The organism is Pseudorhizobium halotolerans (assembly GCF_902153235.2).
GTDB classification, from domain to species: domain Bacteria; phylum Pseudomonadota; class Alphaproteobacteria; order Rhizobiales; family Rhizobiaceae; genus Neorhizobium; species Neorhizobium flavum.
Genome location: NZ_CABFWE030000008.1, coordinates 63,524 through 83,317, shown reverse-complemented (window position 1 = coordinate 83,317; position 19,794 = coordinate 63,524). Strand labels below are relative to the sequence as shown.

Annotated in this window: 25 protein-coding genes; 11 read left to right on the top strand and 14 right to left on the bottom strand. The window is 64.1% G+C overall.

Annotation, left to right across the window (positions count from 1 at the left end):
• Positions 1-51: 51 nt before the first annotated feature.
• Complete coding sequence (locus FN060_RS14460) at positions 52-465, top strand: MerR family transcriptional regulator (protein WP_142588720.1); 414 nt, start codon at positions 52-54, stop codon at positions 463-465.
• 7 nt (positions 466-472) lie between these two features.
• Here FN060_RS14460 and FN060_RS14455 read toward each other — a convergent pair whose 3' ends face one another.
• Both FN060_RS14455 and FN060_RS23145 read right to left on the bottom strand, forming a co-directional pair.
• The gene (locus tag FN060_RS14455) at positions 473-832 is read right to left on the bottom strand and encodes an HVO_A0114 family putative DNA-binding protein (RefSeq protein WP_142588719.1); all 360 of its coding nucleotides are present in this window, start codon (positions 830-832) and stop codon (positions 473-475) included.
• Complete coding sequence (locus FN060_RS23145; protein ID WP_425312172.1) at positions 813-1,022, bottom strand: toxin-antitoxin system TumE family protein; 210 nt, start codon at positions 1,020-1,022, stop codon at positions 813-815. Before FN060_RS23145 ends, FN060_RS14455 begins: the two co-directional genes overlap by 20 nt.
• Before the next feature lie 342 nt (positions 1,023-1,364).
• Between FN060_RS23145 and FN060_RS14450 the strand changes: the two genes are divergently transcribed.
• Positions 1,365-1,853, top strand: a complete 489-nt coding sequence (locus FN060_RS14450) for a GNAT family N-acetyltransferase (protein WP_142588718.1) — start codon at positions 1,365-1,367, stop codon at positions 1,851-1,853.
• Between the two features lie 16 nt (positions 1,854-1,869).
• Positions 1,870-2,439 carry a DJ-1/PfpI family protein gene (locus tag FN060_RS14445; RefSeq protein ID WP_142588717.1) on the top strand — a complete coding sequence of 190 codons (570 nt, stop codon included), beginning with the start codon at positions 1,870-1,872 and terminating at the stop codon, positions 2,437-2,439.
• Positions 2,440-2,454: 15 nt separating this feature from the next.
• Here the strand turns inward: FN060_RS14445 and FN060_RS14440 are convergent, their stop codons facing one another.
• The 3 genes from FN060_RS14440 to FN060_RS14430 all read right to left on the bottom strand — a co-directional run bounded on the left by FN060_RS14440 (position 2,455) and on the right by FN060_RS14430 (position 6,445).
• Complete coding sequence (locus FN060_RS14440; protein WP_142588716.1) at positions 2,455-3,411, bottom strand: cation diffusion facilitator family transporter; 957 nt, start codon at positions 3,409-3,411, stop codon at positions 2,455-2,457.
• A gap of 81 nt (positions 3,412-3,492) precedes the next feature.
• Positions 3,493-6,147 (bottom strand): cation-transporting P-type ATPase, encoded by a 2,655-nt coding sequence (locus tag FN060_RS14435; RefSeq protein ID WP_142588715.1) that lies wholly within the window; start codon positions 6,145-6,147, stop codon positions 3,493-3,495.
• Between the two features lie 13 nt (positions 6,148-6,160).
• A complete protein-coding gene (locus FN060_RS14430) occupies positions 6,161-6,445 on the bottom strand; it encodes a helix-turn-helix domain-containing protein (protein WP_142588714.1) in 285 nt (94 codons plus the stop codon).
• A 127-nt stretch (positions 6,446-6,572) separates the two neighbouring features.
• On the opposite strand from FN060_RS14430, the gene FN060_RS14425 reads away from it, so the two are divergent.
• Positions 6,573-7,412: a universal stress protein gene (locus tag FN060_RS14425; RefSeq protein ID WP_052637491.1), complete on the top strand. Its 840-nt coding sequence runs from the start codon at positions 6,573-6,575 to the stop codon at positions 7,410-7,412.
• A gap of 87 nt (positions 7,413-7,499) precedes the next feature.
• Positions 7,500-8,117, top strand: coding sequence for a hypothetical protein (locus FN060_RS14420; RefSeq protein ID WP_142588713.1), 618 nt, complete (start codon positions 7,500-7,502; stop codon positions 8,115-8,117).
• A 19-nt stretch (positions 8,118-8,136) separates the two neighbouring features.
• Here FN060_RS14420 and FN060_RS14415 read toward each other — a convergent pair whose 3' ends face one another.
• The 3 genes from FN060_RS14415 to FN060_RS14405 all read right to left on the bottom strand — a co-directional run bounded on the left by FN060_RS14415 (position 8,137) and on the right by FN060_RS14405 (position 10,179).
• Complete coding sequence (locus tag FN060_RS14415; protein WP_142588712.1) at positions 8,137-9,054, bottom strand: cytochrome c; 918 nt, start codon at positions 9,052-9,054, stop codon at positions 8,137-8,139.
• A gap of 68 nt (positions 9,055-9,122) precedes the next feature.
• Positions 9,123-9,566, bottom strand: a complete 444-nt coding sequence (locus FN060_RS14410; protein ID WP_077547680.1) for a c-type cytochrome — start codon at positions 9,564-9,566, stop codon at positions 9,123-9,125.
• Between the two features lie 172 nt (positions 9,567-9,738).
• Entirely contained in the window at positions 9,739-10,179 is a 441-nt protein-coding gene (locus FN060_RS14405) for a c-type cytochrome (protein WP_142588711.1), read from the bottom strand.
• Between the two features lie 200 nt (positions 10,180-10,379).
• Here FN060_RS14405 and FN060_RS14400 point away from each other — a divergent pair, with 200 nt between their 5' ends.
• Positions 10,380-11,585 carry a glycosyltransferase family 87 protein gene (locus FN060_RS14400; RefSeq protein WP_142588710.1) on the top strand — a complete coding sequence of 402 codons (1,206 nt, stop codon included), beginning with the start codon at positions 10,380-10,382 and terminating at the stop codon, positions 11,583-11,585.
• On the opposite strand, the gene FN060_RS14395 is transcribed toward FN060_RS14400, so the two are convergent.
• Positions 11,560-12,189, bottom strand: coding sequence for a LysE family translocator (locus FN060_RS14395; protein WP_142588709.1), 630 nt, complete (start codon positions 12,187-12,189; stop codon positions 11,560-11,562). The two genes, FN060_RS14400 and FN060_RS14395, sit on opposite strands and share 26 nt — an antisense overlap.
• A 124-nt stretch (positions 12,190-12,313) precedes the next feature.
• Here FN060_RS14395 and FN060_RS14390 point away from each other — a divergent pair, with 124 nt between their 5' ends.
• Positions 12,314-13,015: a helix-turn-helix transcriptional regulator gene (locus FN060_RS14390; protein WP_142588871.1), complete on the top strand. Its 702-nt coding sequence runs from the start codon at positions 12,314-12,316 to the stop codon at positions 13,013-13,015.
• An 87-nt stretch (positions 13,016-13,102) separates the two neighbouring features.
• On the top strand, positions 13,103-13,717 hold the full coding sequence (locus tag FN060_RS14385; protein WP_142588708.1) for a DUF2799 domain-containing protein: 615 nt from the start codon (positions 13,103-13,105) through the stop codon (positions 13,715-13,717).
• A gap of 57 nt (positions 13,718-13,774) precedes the next feature.
• On the opposite strand, the gene FN060_RS14380 is transcribed toward FN060_RS14385, so the two are convergent.
• Positions 13,775-14,377: a superoxide dismutase gene (locus tag FN060_RS14380; RefSeq protein ID WP_142588707.1), complete on the bottom strand. Its 603-nt coding sequence runs from the start codon at positions 14,375-14,377 to the stop codon at positions 13,775-13,777.
• 295 nt (positions 14,378-14,672) lie between these two features.
• Between FN060_RS14380 and FN060_RS14375 the strand changes: the two genes are divergently transcribed.
• Entirely contained in the window at positions 14,673-15,416 is a 744-nt protein-coding gene (locus FN060_RS14375; protein ID WP_425312171.1) for a sulfite exporter TauE/SafE family protein, read from the top strand.
• A gap of 28 nt (positions 15,417-15,444) precedes the next feature.
• Here FN060_RS14375 and FN060_RS14370 read toward each other — a convergent pair whose 3' ends face one another.
• The 3 genes from FN060_RS14370 to FN060_RS14360 form a co-directional block, all read right to left on the bottom strand.
• Complete coding sequence (locus FN060_RS14370; RefSeq protein WP_142588706.1) at positions 15,445-16,323, bottom strand: branched-chain amino acid aminotransferase; 879 nt, start codon at positions 16,321-16,323, stop codon at positions 15,445-15,447.
• Between the two features lie 193 nt (positions 16,324-16,516).
• A complete protein-coding gene (locus FN060_RS14365; RefSeq protein ID WP_183949919.1) occupies positions 16,517-16,675 on the bottom strand; it encodes a hypothetical protein in 159 nt (52 codons plus the stop codon).
• Between the two features lie 136 nt (positions 16,676-16,811).
• Positions 16,812-16,964 (bottom strand): hypothetical protein, encoded by a 153-nt coding sequence (locus FN060_RS14360; RefSeq protein WP_183949917.1) that lies wholly within the window; start codon positions 16,962-16,964, stop codon positions 16,812-16,814.
• Between the two features lie 113 nt (positions 16,965-17,077).
• On the opposite strand from FN060_RS14360, the gene FN060_RS14355 reads away from it, so the two are divergent.
• A complete protein-coding gene (locus FN060_RS14355; RefSeq protein WP_142588705.1) occupies positions 17,078-18,565 on the top strand; it encodes a phospholipase D-like domain-containing protein in 1,488 nt (495 codons plus the stop codon).
• A complete protein-coding gene (locus tag FN060_RS14350; protein WP_142588704.1) occupies positions 18,562-19,197 on the top strand; it encodes an exopolysaccharide biosynthesis protein in 636 nt (211 codons plus the stop codon). The genes FN060_RS14355 and FN060_RS14350 overlap by 4 nt, the downstream gene beginning before the upstream one ends.
• 19 nt (positions 19,198-19,216) lie before the next feature.
• On the opposite strand, the gene FN060_RS14345 is transcribed toward FN060_RS14350, so the two are convergent.
• Complete coding sequence (locus tag FN060_RS14345) at positions 19,217-19,546, bottom strand: coiled-coil domain-containing protein (RefSeq protein WP_142588703.1); 330 nt, start codon at positions 19,544-19,546, stop codon at positions 19,217-19,219.
• Between the last annotated feature and the right edge of the window lie 248 nt (positions 19,547-19,794).

Sequence of the window (19,794 nt, the reverse complement as noted above, 5' to 3'; positions counted from 1 at the left end):
ACGGCATAGCTAATCCCTCTAGCTACTATAGCTTCAAGAGGAATCTCAAGAATGTTTTCGATCGGTGATCTTTCGCGGCGGACCGGGGTGAAGGTGCCGACCATCCGCTATTACGAACAGATGGGGTTGATCAGCGCCGCGCACCGGTCGGAGGGGAATCAACGGCGGTACGAGAAGACCGACCTCGAGCGCCTGGCCTTCATCCGACATGCGCGGGATCTCGGCTTCGACATTCCCGCCATCCGCGACCTGATCGCGCTCAGCCGCCACCCGGACGCACCCTGCGCCGGCGCTGACCGCATTGCCGAGGAACACCTGGCTGCGGTGCGGGAGAAGATTGTCAAGCTCACCAAGCTGGAACAGGAGCTGGAGCGAATCGTCTCCCACTGCAGCGGAGATTCGGTCGAGGACTGCTACGTGATCCGGGCGCTTTCCGACCACGGCATGTGCGAGGCGGAGCATTGAGAATCGATCAGGCGGCCGCTCTAATGTCGAAGTCAAAGTGAACTCGCTCGTACGGGAACACGATTCCCCCTTTCGTCTTGTCCACGACACCATTTTGAACCAGCGTATCGACATCCGTGTGAACGCCCTCGAAGTCGCGTCCCAGCCGACGCGCAACCTCCCGAATACTTAGCGGCCCCTGCCCCACAAGCACCTTGAGGATATCCAGACGCTTGGGCGCAAGAACACGGTGCATGACCTCCCAGGAGGGAAACGATAGAGTGACGGCGGGATCTTCCATAACCGCGGAATCCCACTGGCTCACCACGGAAACCGCGCGGGCCATTGTGTCTTCAAGGCTTTCGATCTTAACGGTCAGCGTTGTCATCTAGCCATCCCGTCACTGCAGCATGGAAATCGGCAATCAACCTATCTATTGATCTGAACATATAGGGCATCTGCTGATCCCCGAGATGCCGATGATCCCCTTTTCCTGCCTCGTTGTCGAAACGCAGCACGCACTCGCCAGCGGAAATTAAGGCGAGACTGTACTTGTAGAGGTGGCGGCTTTCCCTCACGGGCTCCGGGACCCGCCATATGAGGATTTCAATGAAGGCTCCATCGCGAACATAGGCACGCGACTAGTGGATCAACACCGCCTTCGCCATAGCCTCTCCATGTCTGCCGATGTAATTTACTCCATCACCGCCCTTAAGAAAAGATGTGATTGACAACCTCTGAAAACCGGCGCATCTAACTTCGCCATGATCAACACACGCGCACCCATCTGCTGCACGTATTTTTGGGCCTACCGGTAACGGGCGGCTCGACAGATCACAATGTCAACAAGCCGCCGTCAGGCGGCTTTGTTGTTTCAAGACGGCTCCTCCTGACGGCACAAATACCCAGAGGAAGCTGAAATGACCGAAGATACCGAAATCACCCTTCCCCGCCCGGCGGTCGTCACCATCCGCGCCGCCAAGCGCCATGATCTTCCCGAACTCAACGAGATGATCGCGCTTCTCGCTGCCCATCATGGCGATGCTGCCGGAATGACGCCAGACAAGCTGGAGCGGGACCTGTTCGGCCCGATGCCCTGGATCCAGGCGCTGGTAGCCGATAGCGGCGACGGACTGATGGGATACGCCATCCTCGTGCCGCTCTACAGGGCCGATACCGGCACGCGCGGCATGGATCTTCACCACCTTTTCGTCCGCGACGGCCAGCGCGGCAACGGCATCGGCCACCATCTCGTTTCGCGGGCCCGCGAGATTGCCCGCACTGCCGGCTGCGATTATCTTTCCGTCAGCGCCGCCACCGGTAATTTCGCCGCCCACCGCTTCTACGAGCAGTTGGACTTCCGCCCGCGCCCGGTGACCGGCATGCGCTACATGCAGGCAATCGCCTGATCCTGAGGAAACCGAGATGACCCGCATCGCCATTGCACTGACGCCGCATTTTGCAGATTGGGAATGCGCGCTGCTGATGGCGGTGGCACGCAGCTATCTCCAGGCGGATGTCGTGACCGCCTCCCCGGACGGCGACGCCGTCGCTTCGATGGGCGGCATGAGGATCACGCCGGATCTTGCCTACGATGTGCTCGACCCGGCCGTCTTCGACGCGCTGGTGATCCCGGGCGGCCTCGCCTGGGAAACGGAGGAAGCTCCCGATTTCACCGCGCATGTGCAGGCATTCCACGCTGCCGGGAAGGTCGTGGCGGGCATCTGCGCGGCCGCGAGCGCGCTTGCGGCCACGGGCATCCTGAACAGTGTCGCCCATACCGGAAACTCACTCGCGTCGCACAAGCGGCAGGCGGCCTATCGCGGCGAGGCGCTCTACCGCGACCAGCCGCAGGCGGTCTCGCATGCGGGCGTCGTTACCGCGCCCGGCAGTTCGCCCGTGACGTTCACGATCGAGATCCTCAAGGCGCTCGACCTTTGGGGAGCGGAGGCGGAAGCGGAGATTGCCGCCTTCTCGCGGGAGCATCGCAGCTAGCCGCGACGACGACGGTCAGTGTTGATGGCCGTTCGAGCCATCCGTCCCCGCTGATCGCCCGGTGCGGTGACCGATGACCTTCGCCTCGCCTGCCTCGCAGCATGACCTGCCAATGGTCAGTTCAAGCGTGGAATGGGCAATGCCGAATTCCGCGTCGGCGATCTGCTTCAGACGGTTCCTGACGGCGTCCGCCGTCTCGCCGTGGTCCTCTGCCACCACCACATGAGCCTCCATCGCCGTCAGCCTCTCGTCGATGGCGAAGACGTGGACGTGGTGGATGTCCGCCACCCCCTCTATGCCGCAAAGCCTGTCGATCAGTTGCGTTACGTCGACCTCAGGAGGCGTGCCGAGCATCAGCATACGGATCGCGCCGCCGATCTCGGTGAAAGCCTGCCAGAGGATGTAGCCGGCGATCGCGAGCGTGACGATCGGATCAACGATCTGCCAGTCATAGACGAGAATGAGCGTACCGGCGATGATGACGCCGACAGACCCCAGCGCATCGGCCACATTATGGACGAAGGCGGCGCGGATGTTCATGCTCTCCTTCGACATGGTGTAGGTCAGGATCGCCGTCACCAGATCGACCAGCAGCGCCACGACCGCCACGCCGACGACGATCCAGCCCTCGATCGGCTCGGGCGTGATGAAGCGCATTACCGCCTCGTAGATGAGGTAGAGGCCGATCACGATCAGCGTCGTGTAGTTGATGAGCGCCGCCACCACCTCCGCCCGGACATAGCCGAAGGTCATCGTCGCGTCGGAGGGCCTGCGGGCTATACGCCGCGCAAAGGCGGCGATGACCAGCGAGGCTGCATCGCTGAAATTGTGGAGGGCGTCAGCGATCAGCGACAGGCTGCCGGAGAGGATGCCACCGGCGATCTGCGCGAAAGTGAGGGCAAGGTTGACGCCGATCGCCCAGATCATCCGGCGGTCGCCGGCCTCGCCGCCGTGGTGATGATGATGGGCCATCCAGCCTCCTTCGCGGCTTTCAACAGAAACGCGGACACCTGATTCCGACGCTACACCTCAGGCTCGAAGATGCGAACCGCATCATACGCCATCAGTGGCTGTCTGCTTGCCCGAGCTCCGCTTCATCAGACCCAGCCGGATCTGCTTTTCGATCTCGGTGATGGTGAAGGAAACGGCTCCAACCGCAACGATGAGGAAGCCATCCGCCATCGGAATCGACTGTGTGCCGAGGATCGCCTGCAGGGGCGGCAGGTAGGTGACGGCGAACTGCGCCACCACGACGATGACGACCACCAGCCAGACGACGGGCGTGCCGCGCACCGCAGACCATGTCAGGGAGGTGCCGTGCATGTTGCGGATGAAGAAGAGGTGGAAGATTTCCAGCACCACGAGCATGTTCATCGCCATGGTCTGGGCGAGCGGAAGCGGATAGCCACGATCAAGCGCATAGGTGAAGACACCCAAAACGGCCGCGAGGAAGAGGACGGCGACCAGTGCCACCTGCCAGACCAGGAACCCGGACATGATCGGCGTGTCGCGCGGCCGCGGCGGGCGCTTCATGGTGCCGGCTTCCGTGGGCTCGAACGCGAGAGCGAGACCAAGCGTGACCGCCGTTATCAGGTTCACCCAGAGTATCTGAACCGCCGTCACCGGCAGGGCGAAGCCTGCGAGCAGCGCAAGGATCACCGTCGCCGCCTCGCCGGCATTGGTCGGGAGCGTCCAGGTGATGACCTTCCTGAGGTTGTCATAGACCGTGCGGCCTTCGCGCACGGCCGCGGCGATGGTCGCGAAATTGTCGTCCGCCAGCACCAGGTCGCCGGCTTCCTTGGCAGCCTCCGATCCTTTCAATCCCATCGCGATACCGGCATCGGCGCGCTTGAGAGCCGGCGCGTCGTTGACGCCGTCGCCTGTCATCGCGACGGAGAGACCGTGCGCCTGCAGCGCCGTTACCAGCCGGAGCTTGTGCTCCGGGCTGGTACGGGCAAAGATATCGACCGACAGCACCTCAAGGGCAAGCTGGGCGTCGTCGAGCCTGTCGATATCGGCGCCGGTCAGAACGCGGCCGGAATTCTCTAGCCCGATCTGGCGGGCAATCGCCATGGCGGTTCCCGCGTGGTCACCGGTGATCATCTTGACGCGGATACCGGCTGCACGGCATTCGGCGACGGCGGCTATGGATTCCTGCCGGGGCGGATCGATCAGCCCGACGAGGCCGAGGAAGCTGAGGCTGCCGGAAAGGCTCGCCTCATCGATCTCGTCGGCTTCCTCCCGTCGCTCGGCAAGCGCCAAGACGCGAAGCCCGCGCAGCGCCATCGCATCGGCACGCTCGTGCCAGTACTCGTAGTCGAGCCCCGCACACATCCGCAGCACGCGCTCGGGCGCTCCCTTCACATGGGTGATCCGCCCGTCCGCGCTTTCGCTGAGGACGGCCATGTAGCGGTGGCGGCTGTCGAAGGGAATCGCATCGATCCGCCGCGCATCGCGCGGATGGTGGACCTTGCCGGCAAATGCCAGAAGAGCTCCCTCCATGGGATCGCCCTCGACCGTCCACTGGTCGTCCCGGAAGGTGAGCGCCGCATCGTTGCAATGGGCAGCGGCGGCCGCAAGGCGTTGGAGGTCGCCCGTTGGCGTCACCTCGCCCTCAGGGGCATAGCCTTCGCCGGAGACCTCGAATGCGCCGTCGGGTGTCTCGACGGCTGCCACCACCATCTCGTTTCGCGTGAGCGTACCGGTCTTGTCGGTGCAGATCACGGAAACCGAACCGATCGCCTCGATCGCCGGCAGACGGCGCACGATCGCGTTGCGCCGGGCCATTGCCTGCACGCCTATGGCGAGCGTGATCGTCATGACGGCAGGGAGCCCTTCCGGTATTGCGGCGACGGCAATACCGACTACGACCATGAACATTTCCGAGAATGCGTGGTGGCCCACGTAGTAGCCGTAGACGAGGAGCAGGCCAGCAACGACGAGGATCAGGAATGTGAGCCACCGCGCGAAATGATCCATCTGCTGCACGAGCGGCGTGGTGATCTCCTGCACGTCGGAGAGAAGCCCGCCGATCCGGCCGATTTCCGTCGCCCGCCCCGTGGAGACAATCACGCCCCGCGCGGTACCCTTGGTGACGAGCGTGCCGGACCACAGCATGGACCGGCGGTCGCCGAGCGCCGCATCGTCCGCGACCGGCCCCACCGCCTTGTCGACCGGAACCGATTCACCCGTCAGCACCGCTTCCTGGGCGGCAAGGCCACGTGCCTCGAGCAGGCGCATGTCGGCGGGAACCTTGTCGCCCGCCTCCAGCAGCACGACGTCGCCCGGCACGAGATCCGCGCCGTCCACCGTCACACGGCGACCGTCCCGCAGGACCGCGGCATGCGGCGCCAGCATGTTGCGGATGGCCGTCATCGCCTGCTCCGCCTTGCCTTCCTGGATGAAGCCGATCACGGCATTGGCAAGCACGACCGCAAGGATCACACCGGTATCGATCCAGTGCTGGAGGGCAGCCGTGACGACGGCTGCACCGAGGAGGACGTAGATCAGCACATTGTGGAACTGGCCGAGAAAGCGGCGCAAGGCGCTACGTCCTTCCGCCGCCGGAAGCCGGTTGGGACCGAAGACAGCCAGCCGACGCTCTGCCTCGGCCGCGGCAAGACCACCTGGCCCGGCATCCAGAGCGGCAAGGCATTCTTCCGCGGTGCGCGCATGGGCGTTCGAAAGAGTGCTTTGTTCGATCGGCATTCGTCCTTCTCCTCTATGTACTCCGTCTCGTTGGGGGCGAAGCATCAATGCTGCTTCGGTCGGGCATCGTCGAAAGCTCCGGCCCCGGACACCGCAGTTGATCCTGCGAGCTTGTCTCCCGAGGCCGCGTTTCGTGACGCCGGAGAAAATCCTCGAGATCCGCATCCGATACCCGCCACCCCTTGCCGATATCGATTGCCCGAAGATCGCCGTCCCTGATCCAATGGCGAACCGTCGCCTCGCTGACCCTCAGGCGATCAGCCACTTCCTGCACCGTCTGATATCGATCCTGTGGCATCGCATGGCACCGTTTTCTGTCCTATGGCGCAAGATAGCGACGGATCACCGAAAATGGTTGATCTGGATCAAGGGAGACCAGGCAAGCTTGTGGTCACCTGTTCCGGACTTGGATGAAAGGAAGAGAGATGACCCGCGCCCGCCTCGCCTACATGCCCCTGATCACCTATCCGGACATTGCCCCCGACGATTCAGTCTCGGCAGCTGTGGCGGTTGCAGTCGCGCTGGGGCTCGAGCTTCACGCGAAGACCTTCTCAGTGGAAATCCCGCGCGCATCCTCGGCCCTAGGAGGCGTTCTCCTCGACCTGCCCGAAATGATCCGCACCACCGAGGAAAACAGCGTCGTTCAATGCCGCCGCCTGGAAGATCTTGTCAGGCAGCAAGCTGGCACAGCCGTGAAGGCGGAATGCACCACCCGAAAGCTGGCAGCAGGCCTCACCCTCGACGCCGCCGCCATCCAGGCGCGATACTATGACCTTTCCCTGCTTCCCTGGGCGAAGGACAAGCTGACGATCCAGGACCTTGCCCAGGCGGTCGTCTTCGGGTCCGGCCGCCCGGCGATCCTCGTGCCTCCGTCGGCGATCCCCGAGAAGATCAACCATGTCGCTATTGCGTGGGATGGGACGCGCGTTGCCGCCCGGGCGCTCGCGGATGCCATGCCGCTGCTGACCGATGACGCGCGCCTCACCGTGCTCACGATCCAGGATGAGAAACAGCTGGAGCGCGGGGACATCGCACCGGCCCTTGCCTCGTCGCTGCAGTTGCGCGGCCTCGACGCCCAGGCGAAAAGCGTCCCGCTGGATGGCCGACCGATCGCGGAAGCCCTTCAGGCTTCTGCAGCCGAGGCCGGCGCAGACCTTCTTGTCATGGGCGGCTTCGGGCATTCGCGTATTCGTGACTTCATCCTCGGCGGCGCTACCAAGGGAGTCTTCCGGGACCTGCGCATGCCGGTCCTGCTCTCCCACTAGGGCGAAGAGCCATCAGCAGGCAGAAGAGAATCGCTGGTGGTTGAACCTTGCCGTGTGCTACTCCCTCCACCGAGGGAGTTTCCGCGAATGCTCGTGCTGCGTCGCCTGCTGTTGTCCATGATGCTGCTGTCCGTTCCGGTATCGGAGACCGCGGCCCACAGTCTGCGTGCGCCACGCGACACATCGGGCATATCGATCCCGTCGCTCAGCCACGGCCAGATGGAGGTGGTGGCGAGGCACAGGGAGGAGATCCACGCGCTCGCCTCCTGGGTTGCGGTGAAGGATGCAGAGATCCGTAAACTGCTGGCGTTCAGCCGCACGCAGTTTGCCCGGTGCCTATGGGGCCTGATGCCGTTCAGCATCCAGGACGAGGCAAGCCCGATGAACGAGTGCAGCCACGCCTATCTGGCCGCCGATCGCGCCATGCTGGTGCGCATGCGCGACCTGCCCTTTTGGCAGGATCGCTCCAGGTCACTGTTCGACGCGGTTGACATTGAAATGGTCGAGGAAGGGTCGTCGCTGGTGCTCTGCATCTTCAGCGCAACCGACTTCAACACGGCCTCGCCGGTCGGGCCCGACTGGCACGACTTCATCGAGCACCGGCCGAGCCTCATCGTCATCCTCCTCGCCAGCGGGACAGTGATGGCGCTGCTAACGCTGGGAACGAGAATGCTCTTTCGGCGCCCGCGGTTGATGCCCGCGTAGGCTTTTCCGCCGAACCTGACTACTGCCGGGCCGGGACGGCCTTCAAGTAAGCGGCGATCGCCTCCAGATCCTCCTGCGGCAGGTGGGACAGGTTCTTCTGCACCTCCACCATGGAACCGCCGACCGAATCGTAGTCAGGCGTGAAGCCGGTCTGGAAATAGCTGACGAGATCGGCCTCGCTCCAGGAGCCGACCGATTGCGAACCGGGCGTGATGTTCGGGATACGGCCCTCACCTTCGGGATTGGGACCGCCGCCCAGCCATTGGGCCGTCTGGAGACCACCCAAGGCATTGCGGGGTGTATGGCATTCGCCGCAATGGCCAGGACCCTCGACGAGGAACTGGCCCCGTTGCAGCTTTTCGTTGGCGGAGGCAAGCTCGATACGCGGGCCGTCATCGAAGAAGAGGAACTTCCAGCCGCCGAGCGCAAGGCGCATGTTGAAGGGGAAGGAAAGGTCGTGCGGCGGCGCGACATTGCTGCTGGCCGGCAGCGTCTTCATGAAACCGAAGAGATCGTTGACGTCCTGCGGGCTCATGCGCGCATAGGAGGTATAGGGAAACGACGGATAGAGGTGCTCCCCTTCCCGGCCGACGCCCCGCAGCATAGCGTTTCCGAACTCCGCCAGGCTCCAGCTGCCGATGCCGGCCTGCGGATCGGGCGAGATGTTCGGTACGTGGAAGGTACCGAAGGGACTTGTGAGCGCCAGGCCTCCGGACATGATCCTGACGTCGTCGCCCGTCGCGCCCTTGGCTGCATGACAGCCGGTGCAGCCGCCTGCCCAGAACAGCATCTCGCCGCGGGCGAGATCGGGCTCCCCGAGATTGGCCCAGGTCTGATCCGGAAGCGGATCCGGCTTCGTCAGGAACCAGGCGACCGCGGCGCCGACCACAACCACCGCCGCTCCGGCGCCCAGCACCCGTCTCCACCGCAAGGCCATTCGCATTCTCTCCGATCAATTTGGCCGGTGCCGGCGGCACGAACCCACCGCCGGCACCGGTTCACTTACTACTGCTTCTTTGCCCGGAATGTCTCGTGACAGTCCGAGCAAATGGCCCCGAGATTCCGCATGGCCGCACCAACGGCTGCCTGGTCCGCCGGCAGGGAGGCGAGCTGCGCCTGCGCTTCCGCGTGAAGCTTCTCGGCACTGGCCCGGAATTCCTCCGGCTGCTCCCAGATCGACGGCAGCGCCTCCGTCTCATGGCCGCTCTCCGTTCCCGGCGGGAACTGGTCCGGGAAGGCCTGGATGTTCGTGCTGATCACCGTCAGCGACTGCTCGACCACCGCCGCGTCGTAGGGTTTCTCGCCCTTGGCGATCGCCCCCATGGCACCGACCGACTGGCCGATCTCCTTCATCAGTTCCTGCCGCACGACCTGCGGCTCCTCCTGGGCAAGGGCTGGAGAAAGACCGAGACAGACGGCAGCGGCAATAAGACAGGACCTCGACAGCATTCGCATACTCCTCCCGAAGTGCCGGCACCGCCGGCTGTTGACGACGGGCACGATGCTCCTTGCGGCGAAAGGGGAAAAGTAACAAGGCGGTGATGGGTTACCGCTTGGGGAGCGGGCGCGAGAAACCCACAGAGAGGGAGGCGGCAGGCCCGCCGCCTCCGCCGCGCCAGCGTCAGCGCTTGACGCGATAGATTTCGTGGCAGTCGCCGCAGGTGGCGCCCAGCGTCTTCATGGCCGCACCGACGCCGGCCTGATCGGCGGGAACAGAGGCGAGAAGCGTGTCGGCTGCAGCGCCAAGCTTTTCCGCCTTGGCGGCGAAGTCTGCCATATTTTCCCATATTACCGGAGCGGCCTCGGTTTCGGCACCCGTCTCCGTACCGGCCGGGAACTGGTCCGGGAATGCCTTGGCATTCGTGCTGATGCCCTCAAGCGCGGTCTGCACAACGGCTGCGTCATAGGGCTTCTCGCCCTTGGCGATCGCACCGAGCGCGCCCATCGACTGGCCGATCGCCTTCATCTGCTCCTGCCGCACGACCTGCGGTTCCTGGGCAACGGCAACGGACATACCGAGACAGCCGATTGCAACGGCGAGAGCGAGGGACTTGAGACGCATGCAGTGATCTCCTTGTTACGCCGCGGCGCGGCGTTGATGATGCGCCGCAACATGGCCGCTTCGGCGGCTGGAACAAAGTAACAAGCCAGTGATTTCACCGGGAAAAATGCAATGACAATCTTGGCCGAGCCTATCCGCTCCCTTGCAGCGTTTTGTTCACCGGTGAATGGCATCCTGCGGGGCGAACGGGGATCGATGCCATGACCGGAAAGGCTTGGGCCGGACAGCGCGCCGATGTGGAGCTGCGCCTCTTCGCTTGCCTGGCGACCTGCGCGATCGGGCTCCTGTTCTGGCTCTACGGCAGCGGCCAGGACCTCTCCTCGCTCTTCTGGACCAACCGCGATTTCGCCAATTACTGGATCGCGTCCAAGCTTGCGATGGAGGGGCACGTCCTCGACCTCTTCAGCGGCCAGGACATCTATTTTGCCCGGATGCAGGAGGTCTTTGGCCAGGATTATCCCTGGCACAACTGGAGCTATCCGCCCCATTACCTGCTGCTGGTCCTGCCCTTCGGCCTTCTTCCCTATGTTGCGAGCGGGATCGTCTTCCAGTTGGCGACGCTGGCGCTGTTCCTGCATGCCGCGAGCCTTGCCCGGGCGCCCGAAGCGCGCGGCTATTGGCTCCTGCTGCTGCCGTTCATCGTCTGCAACCTGCATCTGTCGCAGAACGGTTTCCTGACGGCCGCGCTGATGCTCTACGGCCTGTCGCTGCGGTTTCGCCGGCCGCTCCTTGCAGGCGTCGCGATCGGGCTCCTGACGATCAAGCCGCAGCTCGGCCTGCTCCTACCGATCCTGCTGCTCCTGGAACGCCGCTGGCAGACGATCGCCGCAGCCGCCTTGTCGGCCGGCCTTTCGATGGCCTTGTCGGCTCTCCTGTTCGGTGTGGATACCTGGACCGGGTATGTCGGCCACAATCTGCCCTACCAGACGATCGTCATGACCGATTTCGGCGGCTTCTTCCTGCATCTCATGCCTTCAGTCTACGGTGCGGCCCGCAGCCTCGACCTCGACGCCGCGACTGCGATGGCGCTTCATCTTCCCGTTGCCGCCCTTGCCATTGTAGCGTTTCTCTACCTTGCCTGGCGGCTGGAGACACCGGAGGCGCGCAGCCTCTCCCTGCTGTTCGCGACCTTCTGCATCGCGCCCTATTCGCTGCTATACGATCTTGGCGCGCTCTGTGTCCTAGCTGCAGCCGAGAATGCGCGGGAACGGATGCTTCCGCAGGGACAAGGCCGAAGGTGGCGCATGCTCATGCTGGCCGCAGTCTGCCTCTTGCCCGTCCTTGCCCTTCCCTTCTCGCTGGCCGGCCTACCGATCGCCCCGGCTGTGCTGCTGCTCGGATGGGCTGCCGCCGTGGTGCCCCTGCCCGAGAGGAAGGCGGTCAACGCAGCCCCTCCGCGAGGGTGACCAGGGATACGGCGACGAGAAGGATGCCGGCGCCGCGGCCGATCCAGATCGTGGCCGTGGCGTTCCCGACGATCGCCTGCCGCGCCCTGCCCGCCGCCAGCGCCAGGCCGCCATAGACGGCAAGCTGGGTTGCGGCTGTCATCAGCCCCATGACCAGCGCCTGCGGCAGGAGCGGACCGAACTCCGGCCGCAGGAACTGCGGGTAGATCGCGAGCATGAAGAGATAGGCCTTCGGGTTCATCAGGCAGGTGATGGCGCCGCGGCGGAAGGCCTGGGCGTGGCTTGCTGCCTGCGCCGGACCGACGCCGTCGATCACGATCGAGCTGCGCATCAGCGTGTAGCCGATCCAGGCCATGTAGAGCGAACCCGCTATCAGGAGCGGCGTGAACAGGACCGGAATGAAGCTTGCCAGCAAACCAACGCCAAGCGCTCCGTAGAGCGAGTGCACGGCGCCGCCCGCCATGATGCCCGCGGTCGCGGCCATGCCGGCGGGGCGGCCACGGGAGAGCGAATTGGCTAGCACGAAGATCATGTCCATGCCCGGAACGATGATGATGCCGAACAGCAGGGTGAAGAAAAGCCAGAGGTTCTCGCCATAGGTCATGTCAGTTGCCCATCTCGGCCGCATTGCCCTCGAGGGTCGAGCGGCTTGTTTTTCCATTGGATCTGGGGCGGTATACGGCATGGCAACTGACAGCGTTCTGTCAGTTGCCATGTGGGAGGAAGAGATGCGCAAGGCCTCGCGGCTGTTCGAGATCATCCAGATCCTGAGGCTTGCCCGCCAGCCGGTGACGGCGGCACAGATCGCTGCACAGCTGGAGGTGACGCCGCGATCCATCTATCGCGACATCGCGGAACTGCAGGCGATGCGGGTGCCGGTCGAGGGTGGGCGCGGCATCGGCTACATCCTGAGGCCGGGCTTCACGCTGCCGCCGCTGATGCTGACGGTAGAGGAGACGGAGGCGATCGTGCTGTCGCTGGCGCTCCTGGAGCGGACGGGAGACACGGGGCTGAGGCAGGCTGCCAAGCAGGTCAACCGCAAGATCGCCGCCGCCGTGCCGCCACCGCTTGCGGCGACCTTCAGCGCCAATGCGCTGCATGCCTGGGGCAGCGTCGCGCCCGCGCCGGAGGCGGTCGACCTTGCCATGGTACGCCGGGCAATCCGCGACGAGCAGACGCTGCAGCTCGACTACCGGGACGAACTCGGCCGGCTGACCGAGCGGACGATCCGGCCGATCGCGCTCATCTACTATTCGCAGACGGCCAACATCGTCGCCTGGTGCGAGTTGCGGCAGGCGATCCGCAACTTCCGCGCCGACCGCGGGGAGAATTGCGAAGCCGGGCCACAGTTCTTCCGCGGCGAAGGCGACGGCTTGCGTAGGCTCTGGATGGATGGCTGGCAAAGTAACGCCAAGGTTGGCCAAGTCTAACCGATATTCCTTCGGCGTGGAGCACTGGAAGCGCAAGCAAATCTATGCTTATTGACCGGCGGGGACTTTCAAACCGGGGAATTTCAGATGCGTTACCTGCCGATAATGGGCATGGCGGCCGTGCTGGTGTCGCTTGCCTCCTGCAATACCATGTCGAAGGAAGAGTGCCGCGTGGCGGACTGGGCGGTTGTCGGCGATACCGACGGCGCGGCCGGCTACGATCCTCAGACCCGCTTTGCCGACCACGTGCGCTCCTGCTCCAAGAGCGGCGCCGTGCCCGACCAGACGCGCTGGTACGAAGGCTACCAGGCCGGCATCAAGCGTTACTGCACGCCGCTGAATGGCGCCTCGACGGGAGAGGCCGGGCGGACCTACCACAATGTCTGCCCGCCGGAACTGGCGACCGACTTCATGCGCGGCTACAGCCTTGGCAAGCGCGTGCACGACTTGCGCTCGCGGATCAATTCGCTGAACTCCAGCGTCAGCTCGAGCGAATACGAAGCCGACCGGCTGTACGACGAGATGAAGAAGGCGGCCGACAAGGATCGCCGCGCCATCCGCGACAGGATCGACGACCTGGAGCGTGACCGGCGCCGTGCGCGCCGCGAGGCCGACGACCTGGGCTATGAGCTGAGCGAGGCTGAGCGGGACGTCGCCTTCTTCCGCCAGAACCCGATGGCGCAGTTTTCGCAGGGCTACTGACCATGAAAAAGGGCTCCGGCGGTAACCGGAGCCCTTTTCCGTTCTGACCGGGCGAAACTACTTCGTGGCGGCTTCGTAGCGCTCGAGCACGTAGTCCCAGTTGATCAGGTTGTCGACGAAGGCTTCGAGATACTTCGGGCGGGCGTTGCGGTAGTCGATGTAGTAGGAGTGCTCCCAGACATCGACGCCGAGGATCGGGTTAGCACCGTGAACCAGCGGGTTCTCGCCGTTCGGGGTCTTGGAGATTTCCAGCTTGCCGTTCTTCACCGAAAGCCATGCCCAACCCGAGCCGAACTGGGTGGTGCCGGCCGCAACGAAATCCGACTTGAACTTGTCGTAACCGCCGAGATCGCTGTCGATCGCGGCTTGCAGCTTGCCCGGCAGCTTGGTGCCGCCGCCATCCTTCTTCATCCAGTTCCAGAAGTGGATGTGGTTGTAGTGCTGGCCGGCATTGTTGAAGAGCGTCTGGTGCGTGCCGTAGGACTTGCGGATCACATCCTCGACTGGAAGATCTCCCATGCCTGCCTCGGAGGCCAGCTTGTTGCCGGTGTCCACATAGGCCTTGTGGTGCTTGTCGTGGTGGTATTCCAGCGTCTCCGCCGACATATAGGGCGCCAGCGCGTCGTAGGCGTAGGGGAGTTCGGGAAGTACAAAGGCCATGATCTTACTCCTTTTCGGCAAAAAACCGTGAACAGCGTCGAGCCGGAACATAGGTTCCAAGCGGACGGGAGGCAACGCCCCGCTTGCCAAAAATCGGGCCGCCAGAGGCAAGACATGCTGCAACCGGCGCGAAGGAGGAAATGTCGGCGGAGTGCGGCCGGTGTGGGGTCCGCACCATGGCCGCCAGCGGCGGATCACGACGAGATGGCGCTTGCGTGAATGATACCGGTGGGCGCTTGCGAAGCGGCGCTGCATTGCGGCATGTTGCGGCAAGCTTCCCTTTCGTGGAGATGGCATGCCCGACATCCTGAGCACCGATCTCCTTCTCTTCATCGCCGTCGGCTTCGTCGCGCAGATCATCGACGGCGCGCTGGGCCTCGCCTTCGGCGTCCTGACGACGACGCTCCTGCTGTCGCTCGGGGTGCCACCGGCCGTCGCCAGCGCCATGGTGCATGTGACCGAATGCTTCACCACGGCCGCCTCCGGCCTCTCGCACGCCTATCATCGCAATGTGGACTGGCGGCTCGTGGCGCGGCTGGCGCCGGCCGGCATGCTGGGCGGGGCGATCGGCGCCTATGTGCTCTCCAGCATCGAGGGCTCGGTGATCGCGCCCTTCATCTCGCTCTACCTGATCGGCATCGGCTGCTTCATCCTGTTCCGCGCCTTCCGGCCAAAATGGCCGCGCGATGTGCGAGACTGGATCGTCCCCTATGTCGGCGGGCTGGGCGGCCTGCTGGACGCCATGGGCGGCGGGGGATGGGGGCCGATCGTGACGAGCACGCTGCTCGGCCGCGGCCATGACCTGAAGAAGGTGATCGGCTCCACCAACCTCACCGAGTTTGCCGTGACGACGGTGATTTCGGCCACCTTCATCCTGGCGCTCGGCTGGTCGGAGCTTTCCGCGGCCATCGGCCTCATCATCGGCGGCGTGATGGCCGCTCCCTTCGGCGCACTCGTCCTCAAGCGACTGCCGGTGAAGCCGCTGATGATCGCCGTCTCGCTGATCATCATCGGCACCGCCGCCGCCCGGCTGCTCTAGGCCGCGCGGCGGAACCGTCAGGGCAGCCTCAGGCTGCCGTGGAGCGGGCCCAGTCCATGTAGAGGTCGAGCGCCTTGCGGGCGACGGGGCCTTCCTGGAGGTCGCGGTCGTCGAGCTTCGTCACCGGCACGATCTTGGAATAGTTGCCGGAGGTGAAGATCTCGTCGGCATTGCGGAAATCCTCGACCGTCAGGGTCACTTCGCGGACGTCATAGCCCGCCTCGCGCAGGAGGCCAATCACGCGGGCGCGGGTGATGCCGGAAAGGAAGGTGCCGTTGGCGACCGGCGTCATCACCACGCCGTCCTTGACCATGAAGATGTTGGAGGAGGCCGTTTCGGCGACATTGCCGTTCATATCGCGGGCCAGTGCATTGTCGAAGCCGCGCGAGCGGGCCTCGATGATCATGCGGCCGCTGTTGGGATAGAGGCTGCCGGTCTTGGCAGCCGTCATCGCCACTTCCGGGTTGGGGCGGCGATAGGGAGAGACGGTGAGCGAGGACGGCTTTGCCGCATGCATCGGCGCCTCGAAGAGGCAGAGCGCGAAGCGGGTCGATTCCGGGTCGGGCGCCACGACGCTGAAGGACGTGCCGTGCTCGGCCCAGTACATGGGCTTGATGTAGATCGCTGTCTTGCCGTCAAACTTCTTCACGCCTTCCAGCGCCAGCCGCTCGATCTCGCCCGCTTCCATGGTGGACTTCAGGCCCATGTTGGTGGCGGAGCGGTTGACGCGCTGGCAGTGCAGGTCGAGGTCGGGCGACAGGCCGTCGAACCAGCGTGCCCCGTCAAACACCGTGGAGCCCAGCCACATCGCATGGGAGGTCGGCCCGATCAGTGGTGGATTGCCTTCCAGCCATTCGCCTTCGACATAGGTCCAGGTTGCGGTGCGGGGTGCGGTATTCACGGGCATCGTCGTCTCCTTGCGTTTGGCGGGAGTGAAGGCCCCGACCACCGGCGAGGTCAAGACAAATCTTGCCGCGGGCGGGCCCCTCCGGTCCGCCTGCTTTCAAGAAGCAGCATTGATTTCGTTCGACCTTTTCCAGAATCCAGCAGGATCCGGAATGGGTCGATCACAAAATATCATGCGAAGGGGGCGAGGGCCGTCAGGAGCGGCTGGGCGGTGGAAGCAGGGAGTTGCGATCCGGCCGGACGGCCTCGATCAGGCTGTCCTGCATGCGCACGGACCCGAACCGGTCAAGCAGCACGATGCTCAGGATGCAGCCGAGCAGAAAGAGCATGAAGAACAGGAAGGGCAGGCGCATGGGAAACTCCGGGACGGAACGCAAAACATATCCACAGACCCATCTCTCGGAGACGGGGCTTTACAGAAACGCCAGGAATGCGACCTGCTCAAGGCAGCACCAGACGTTGTCCCCGGTCGTGTTTGCTGACCGCCAATCAGGGAGGCGCCGGCCCGGCATCCTGCGTTCGCGAAATCGCCGAGGTCGTCAGCATGTCGCGGGTGGGCCCGGTTTCCGGCGCACTTGCGAGCATCGTGCTCAATACCGCCATGATCAGCAGCAGAAAAATCACCGGCAGCGCGAATTGCATGGATCGTCCCTTCTTCGTCGCTGACGGAACCGCGTCCGGCCAGAATCGTTCCAGAACCGGTGCCGCCTAATCGGCGCCTCCAGGCAGAAACTGACAGTGGGGCAAGGCAAGAGATGGCGTCGATTTTGGCGGAGGGCGAAAGCTGCTGGCGCGTGGCGCGAGCCGACCGTTTCTCGGTCATCGTCGATGCGGCCGATTTCTTCCGGTATGCTAAGCAGGCGATGTTGAAGGCGAAGCGGTCGATCTACCTGATCGGCTGGGACTTCGACACGCGCATCCGCCTGGAGCCGGGAAATCCGGAGGCACAAAGGCCTGACAAGCTCGGCCGCTTCCTCAACTCGCTCGCCCGTGGGAACGAGGAGATCGACATCCGCATCCTCAAATGGGATGTGGGCCTGATCGCCTCCCTCACCCGTGGCGAGACCCCCTTCTACATCCTGCGCTGGCTGTTCAACAGCCGCATCCATCTGAAACTGGATGGCGCGCATCCGGCCTTGTCGGCGCATCACATGAAGCTTCTCGTCGTCGACGACAAGGTGGCCTTCTGCGGCGGCATCGACATGACGATTGGGCGGTGGGATACCAGGGACCATAAGGAGAAGGACCCGGCGCGACGCTCTCCCTTCGGGTTTGCCGAAGACCCCTGGCACGACGCGACGAGCTGCTGTTCCGGCCCCGCCGCTGCAGCGCTGGCGGATCTTGCACGGCAGCGCTGGCAGCTCGCCACGGGCGAGGAACTGCCGAAGCCGGAGAATGGCGATCGGTCCTGGGATCCCTGGCCGGACGATCTGCCCGTGGAATACCGGGAGGTCGACGTCGGCATTGCCCGCACGGCACCGGAATATGGGGAGCGCAAACAGGTGGTCGAGATCGAGACTGCAAAGCTCGCCATCATCGCCGCGGCCCGCAAAACCCTCTACATCGAAAGCCAGTACTTCGCGTCCCGTCGTATCGCAGAGGCGATCGCAAAGCGGCTGAGGGAGCCGAACGGGCCGGAGGTGGTTCTCATCAACCCCAAAGGAGCGGACGGCTGGCTGGAAGCGAAGGCGATGGATTCAGCGCGAGTGCGGCTGATGAAACTGGTCCACGAGGCGGATATCCACGACAGGTTCCGCATCTACCACCCAGTCAACGCCGCCGGCACACCGATCTATGTGCATGCGAAGCTGATGATCGCCGACAACCGGATCCTGAAGATCGGCTCTGCCAATCTCAACAACCGGTCCATGGGGTACGATACGGAATGCGACCTGATCCTGGAGGCCGGCGAAGACCAGCCGGATCTTCACGCTGCCATTCTGGAGGAGCGGAACGCGCTACTGGCGGAACATCTCGGGCGCCCACTCGAAGAGGTGGAGGCAGGCCTGCAACGTGCAGACGGCTCATTGATCCGGGCCATCGAAATGCTGAACCGGGAGAATGGGCGCGGTCTTCGGCCAGTCCCGATGCGGGAGCTAACGCCCGACGAGGAACTGCTGGCCGAATCCGACCTTGCGGATCCGGAACGGCCGGCGGGTCTGCGCTATCGGACGCCGAAGCTCCTGCGCCGAAAATTTTCGCGCACCGCCCTCCTGCAGGCCGAGCATTCGGAGGCGAGATGAGCACGCGCTCCACTACCGACCAAGCTGACGCGGGTCCCACCAGCGGAGGCGAACAGGCCGGCGAACGTCTCTCAGATCTGGTGCAGAGCCTCAGTCACCTGGGAAAGCGGCATGACAAGGTCTCCGTCCACCAGATCCGCGAGGAGATCGGCGAACGCAGCTTCGGCCCGTTCCTGGTCATCCCCTCGCTGATCGAGCTCAGTCCGGTCGGGGGTATCCCCGGTGTGCCGACGGCGCTCGCCGCCGTGGTCAGCCTGTTCTCGCTGCAGATCGCCTTCGGCATGAAGCACCTCTGGCTGCCGGACTTCGTGGAAAATCGCAAGATACCGGGAGACAAGCTGAAGGACGGGCTGAACTTCCTGCGGCCGCCTGCGCGGTGGATCGACAAGGTGCTGAAGCCGCGCCTGCGCTGGATTACCCGGCCTCCTGCAATTCAGGTCATTGCAGCGGCATGCCTGCCGCTTGCCGCCGCAGTCCCGCCGCTGGAACTCATTCCCTTCGGCAGCACCCTGCCGATGGGCGCGATCGGCCTGTTCGGCCTCGCCCTTATGGTACGCGACGGCCTGCTGGCCTTCCTGGCCGCAATCCTTGCGGGCGGAACCGTCTACATGCTCTACAGGCTCGTTCTCTAAGGCCGGAGTGCCCCCGGGTTCAGAACTCGCTTTCCGTCAAGGTGCGGAAGTCGTTGTGGACCGCCCACATCACCTTCACTTCGTTGAGAAGGATCGCGGTGGGGCGAATGCCGCCGCCGGCCAGGTTCTTGTACTTGCGGCCATAGGCTTCAAGGAAGGACGAGGCGGCCTGAAGCATGGCGTCTCCCCGCGCGGCCTGTCGGCGCAGTTCCGCATTCTCCCGTTCGAGCGCCTCGCATCGCTCCCGCAGGGCGTCGATCTCGGCGGTCGCATCGGCCGCTGGAGGAGCATTGGCAGAATGGGCTTGCGCGCGCAGGCTGGCAACCAGTTGAAACGGTGTTTCCGTCATGGGCTTTTCTCCGGACGGATCCGATGCCACTGGCATCCCTGCAAACTGCAGGCGCCGTCCTTATCAATATTCGAAATGGGCAGGCGGGTCGTCCTGCCGGCAATGATTTGAATCGGTTTATATACCCCTTCCTGCTGTCGGAAAATCTCCAAATGTCCCTCCCCTCGAAGGACGGCTGCAGTTGAAGCGATCCGCCTGCGGCCCATGTAGAAGGAGCCGCATTTCCGCCCGGGTCCGACGGGCGCACC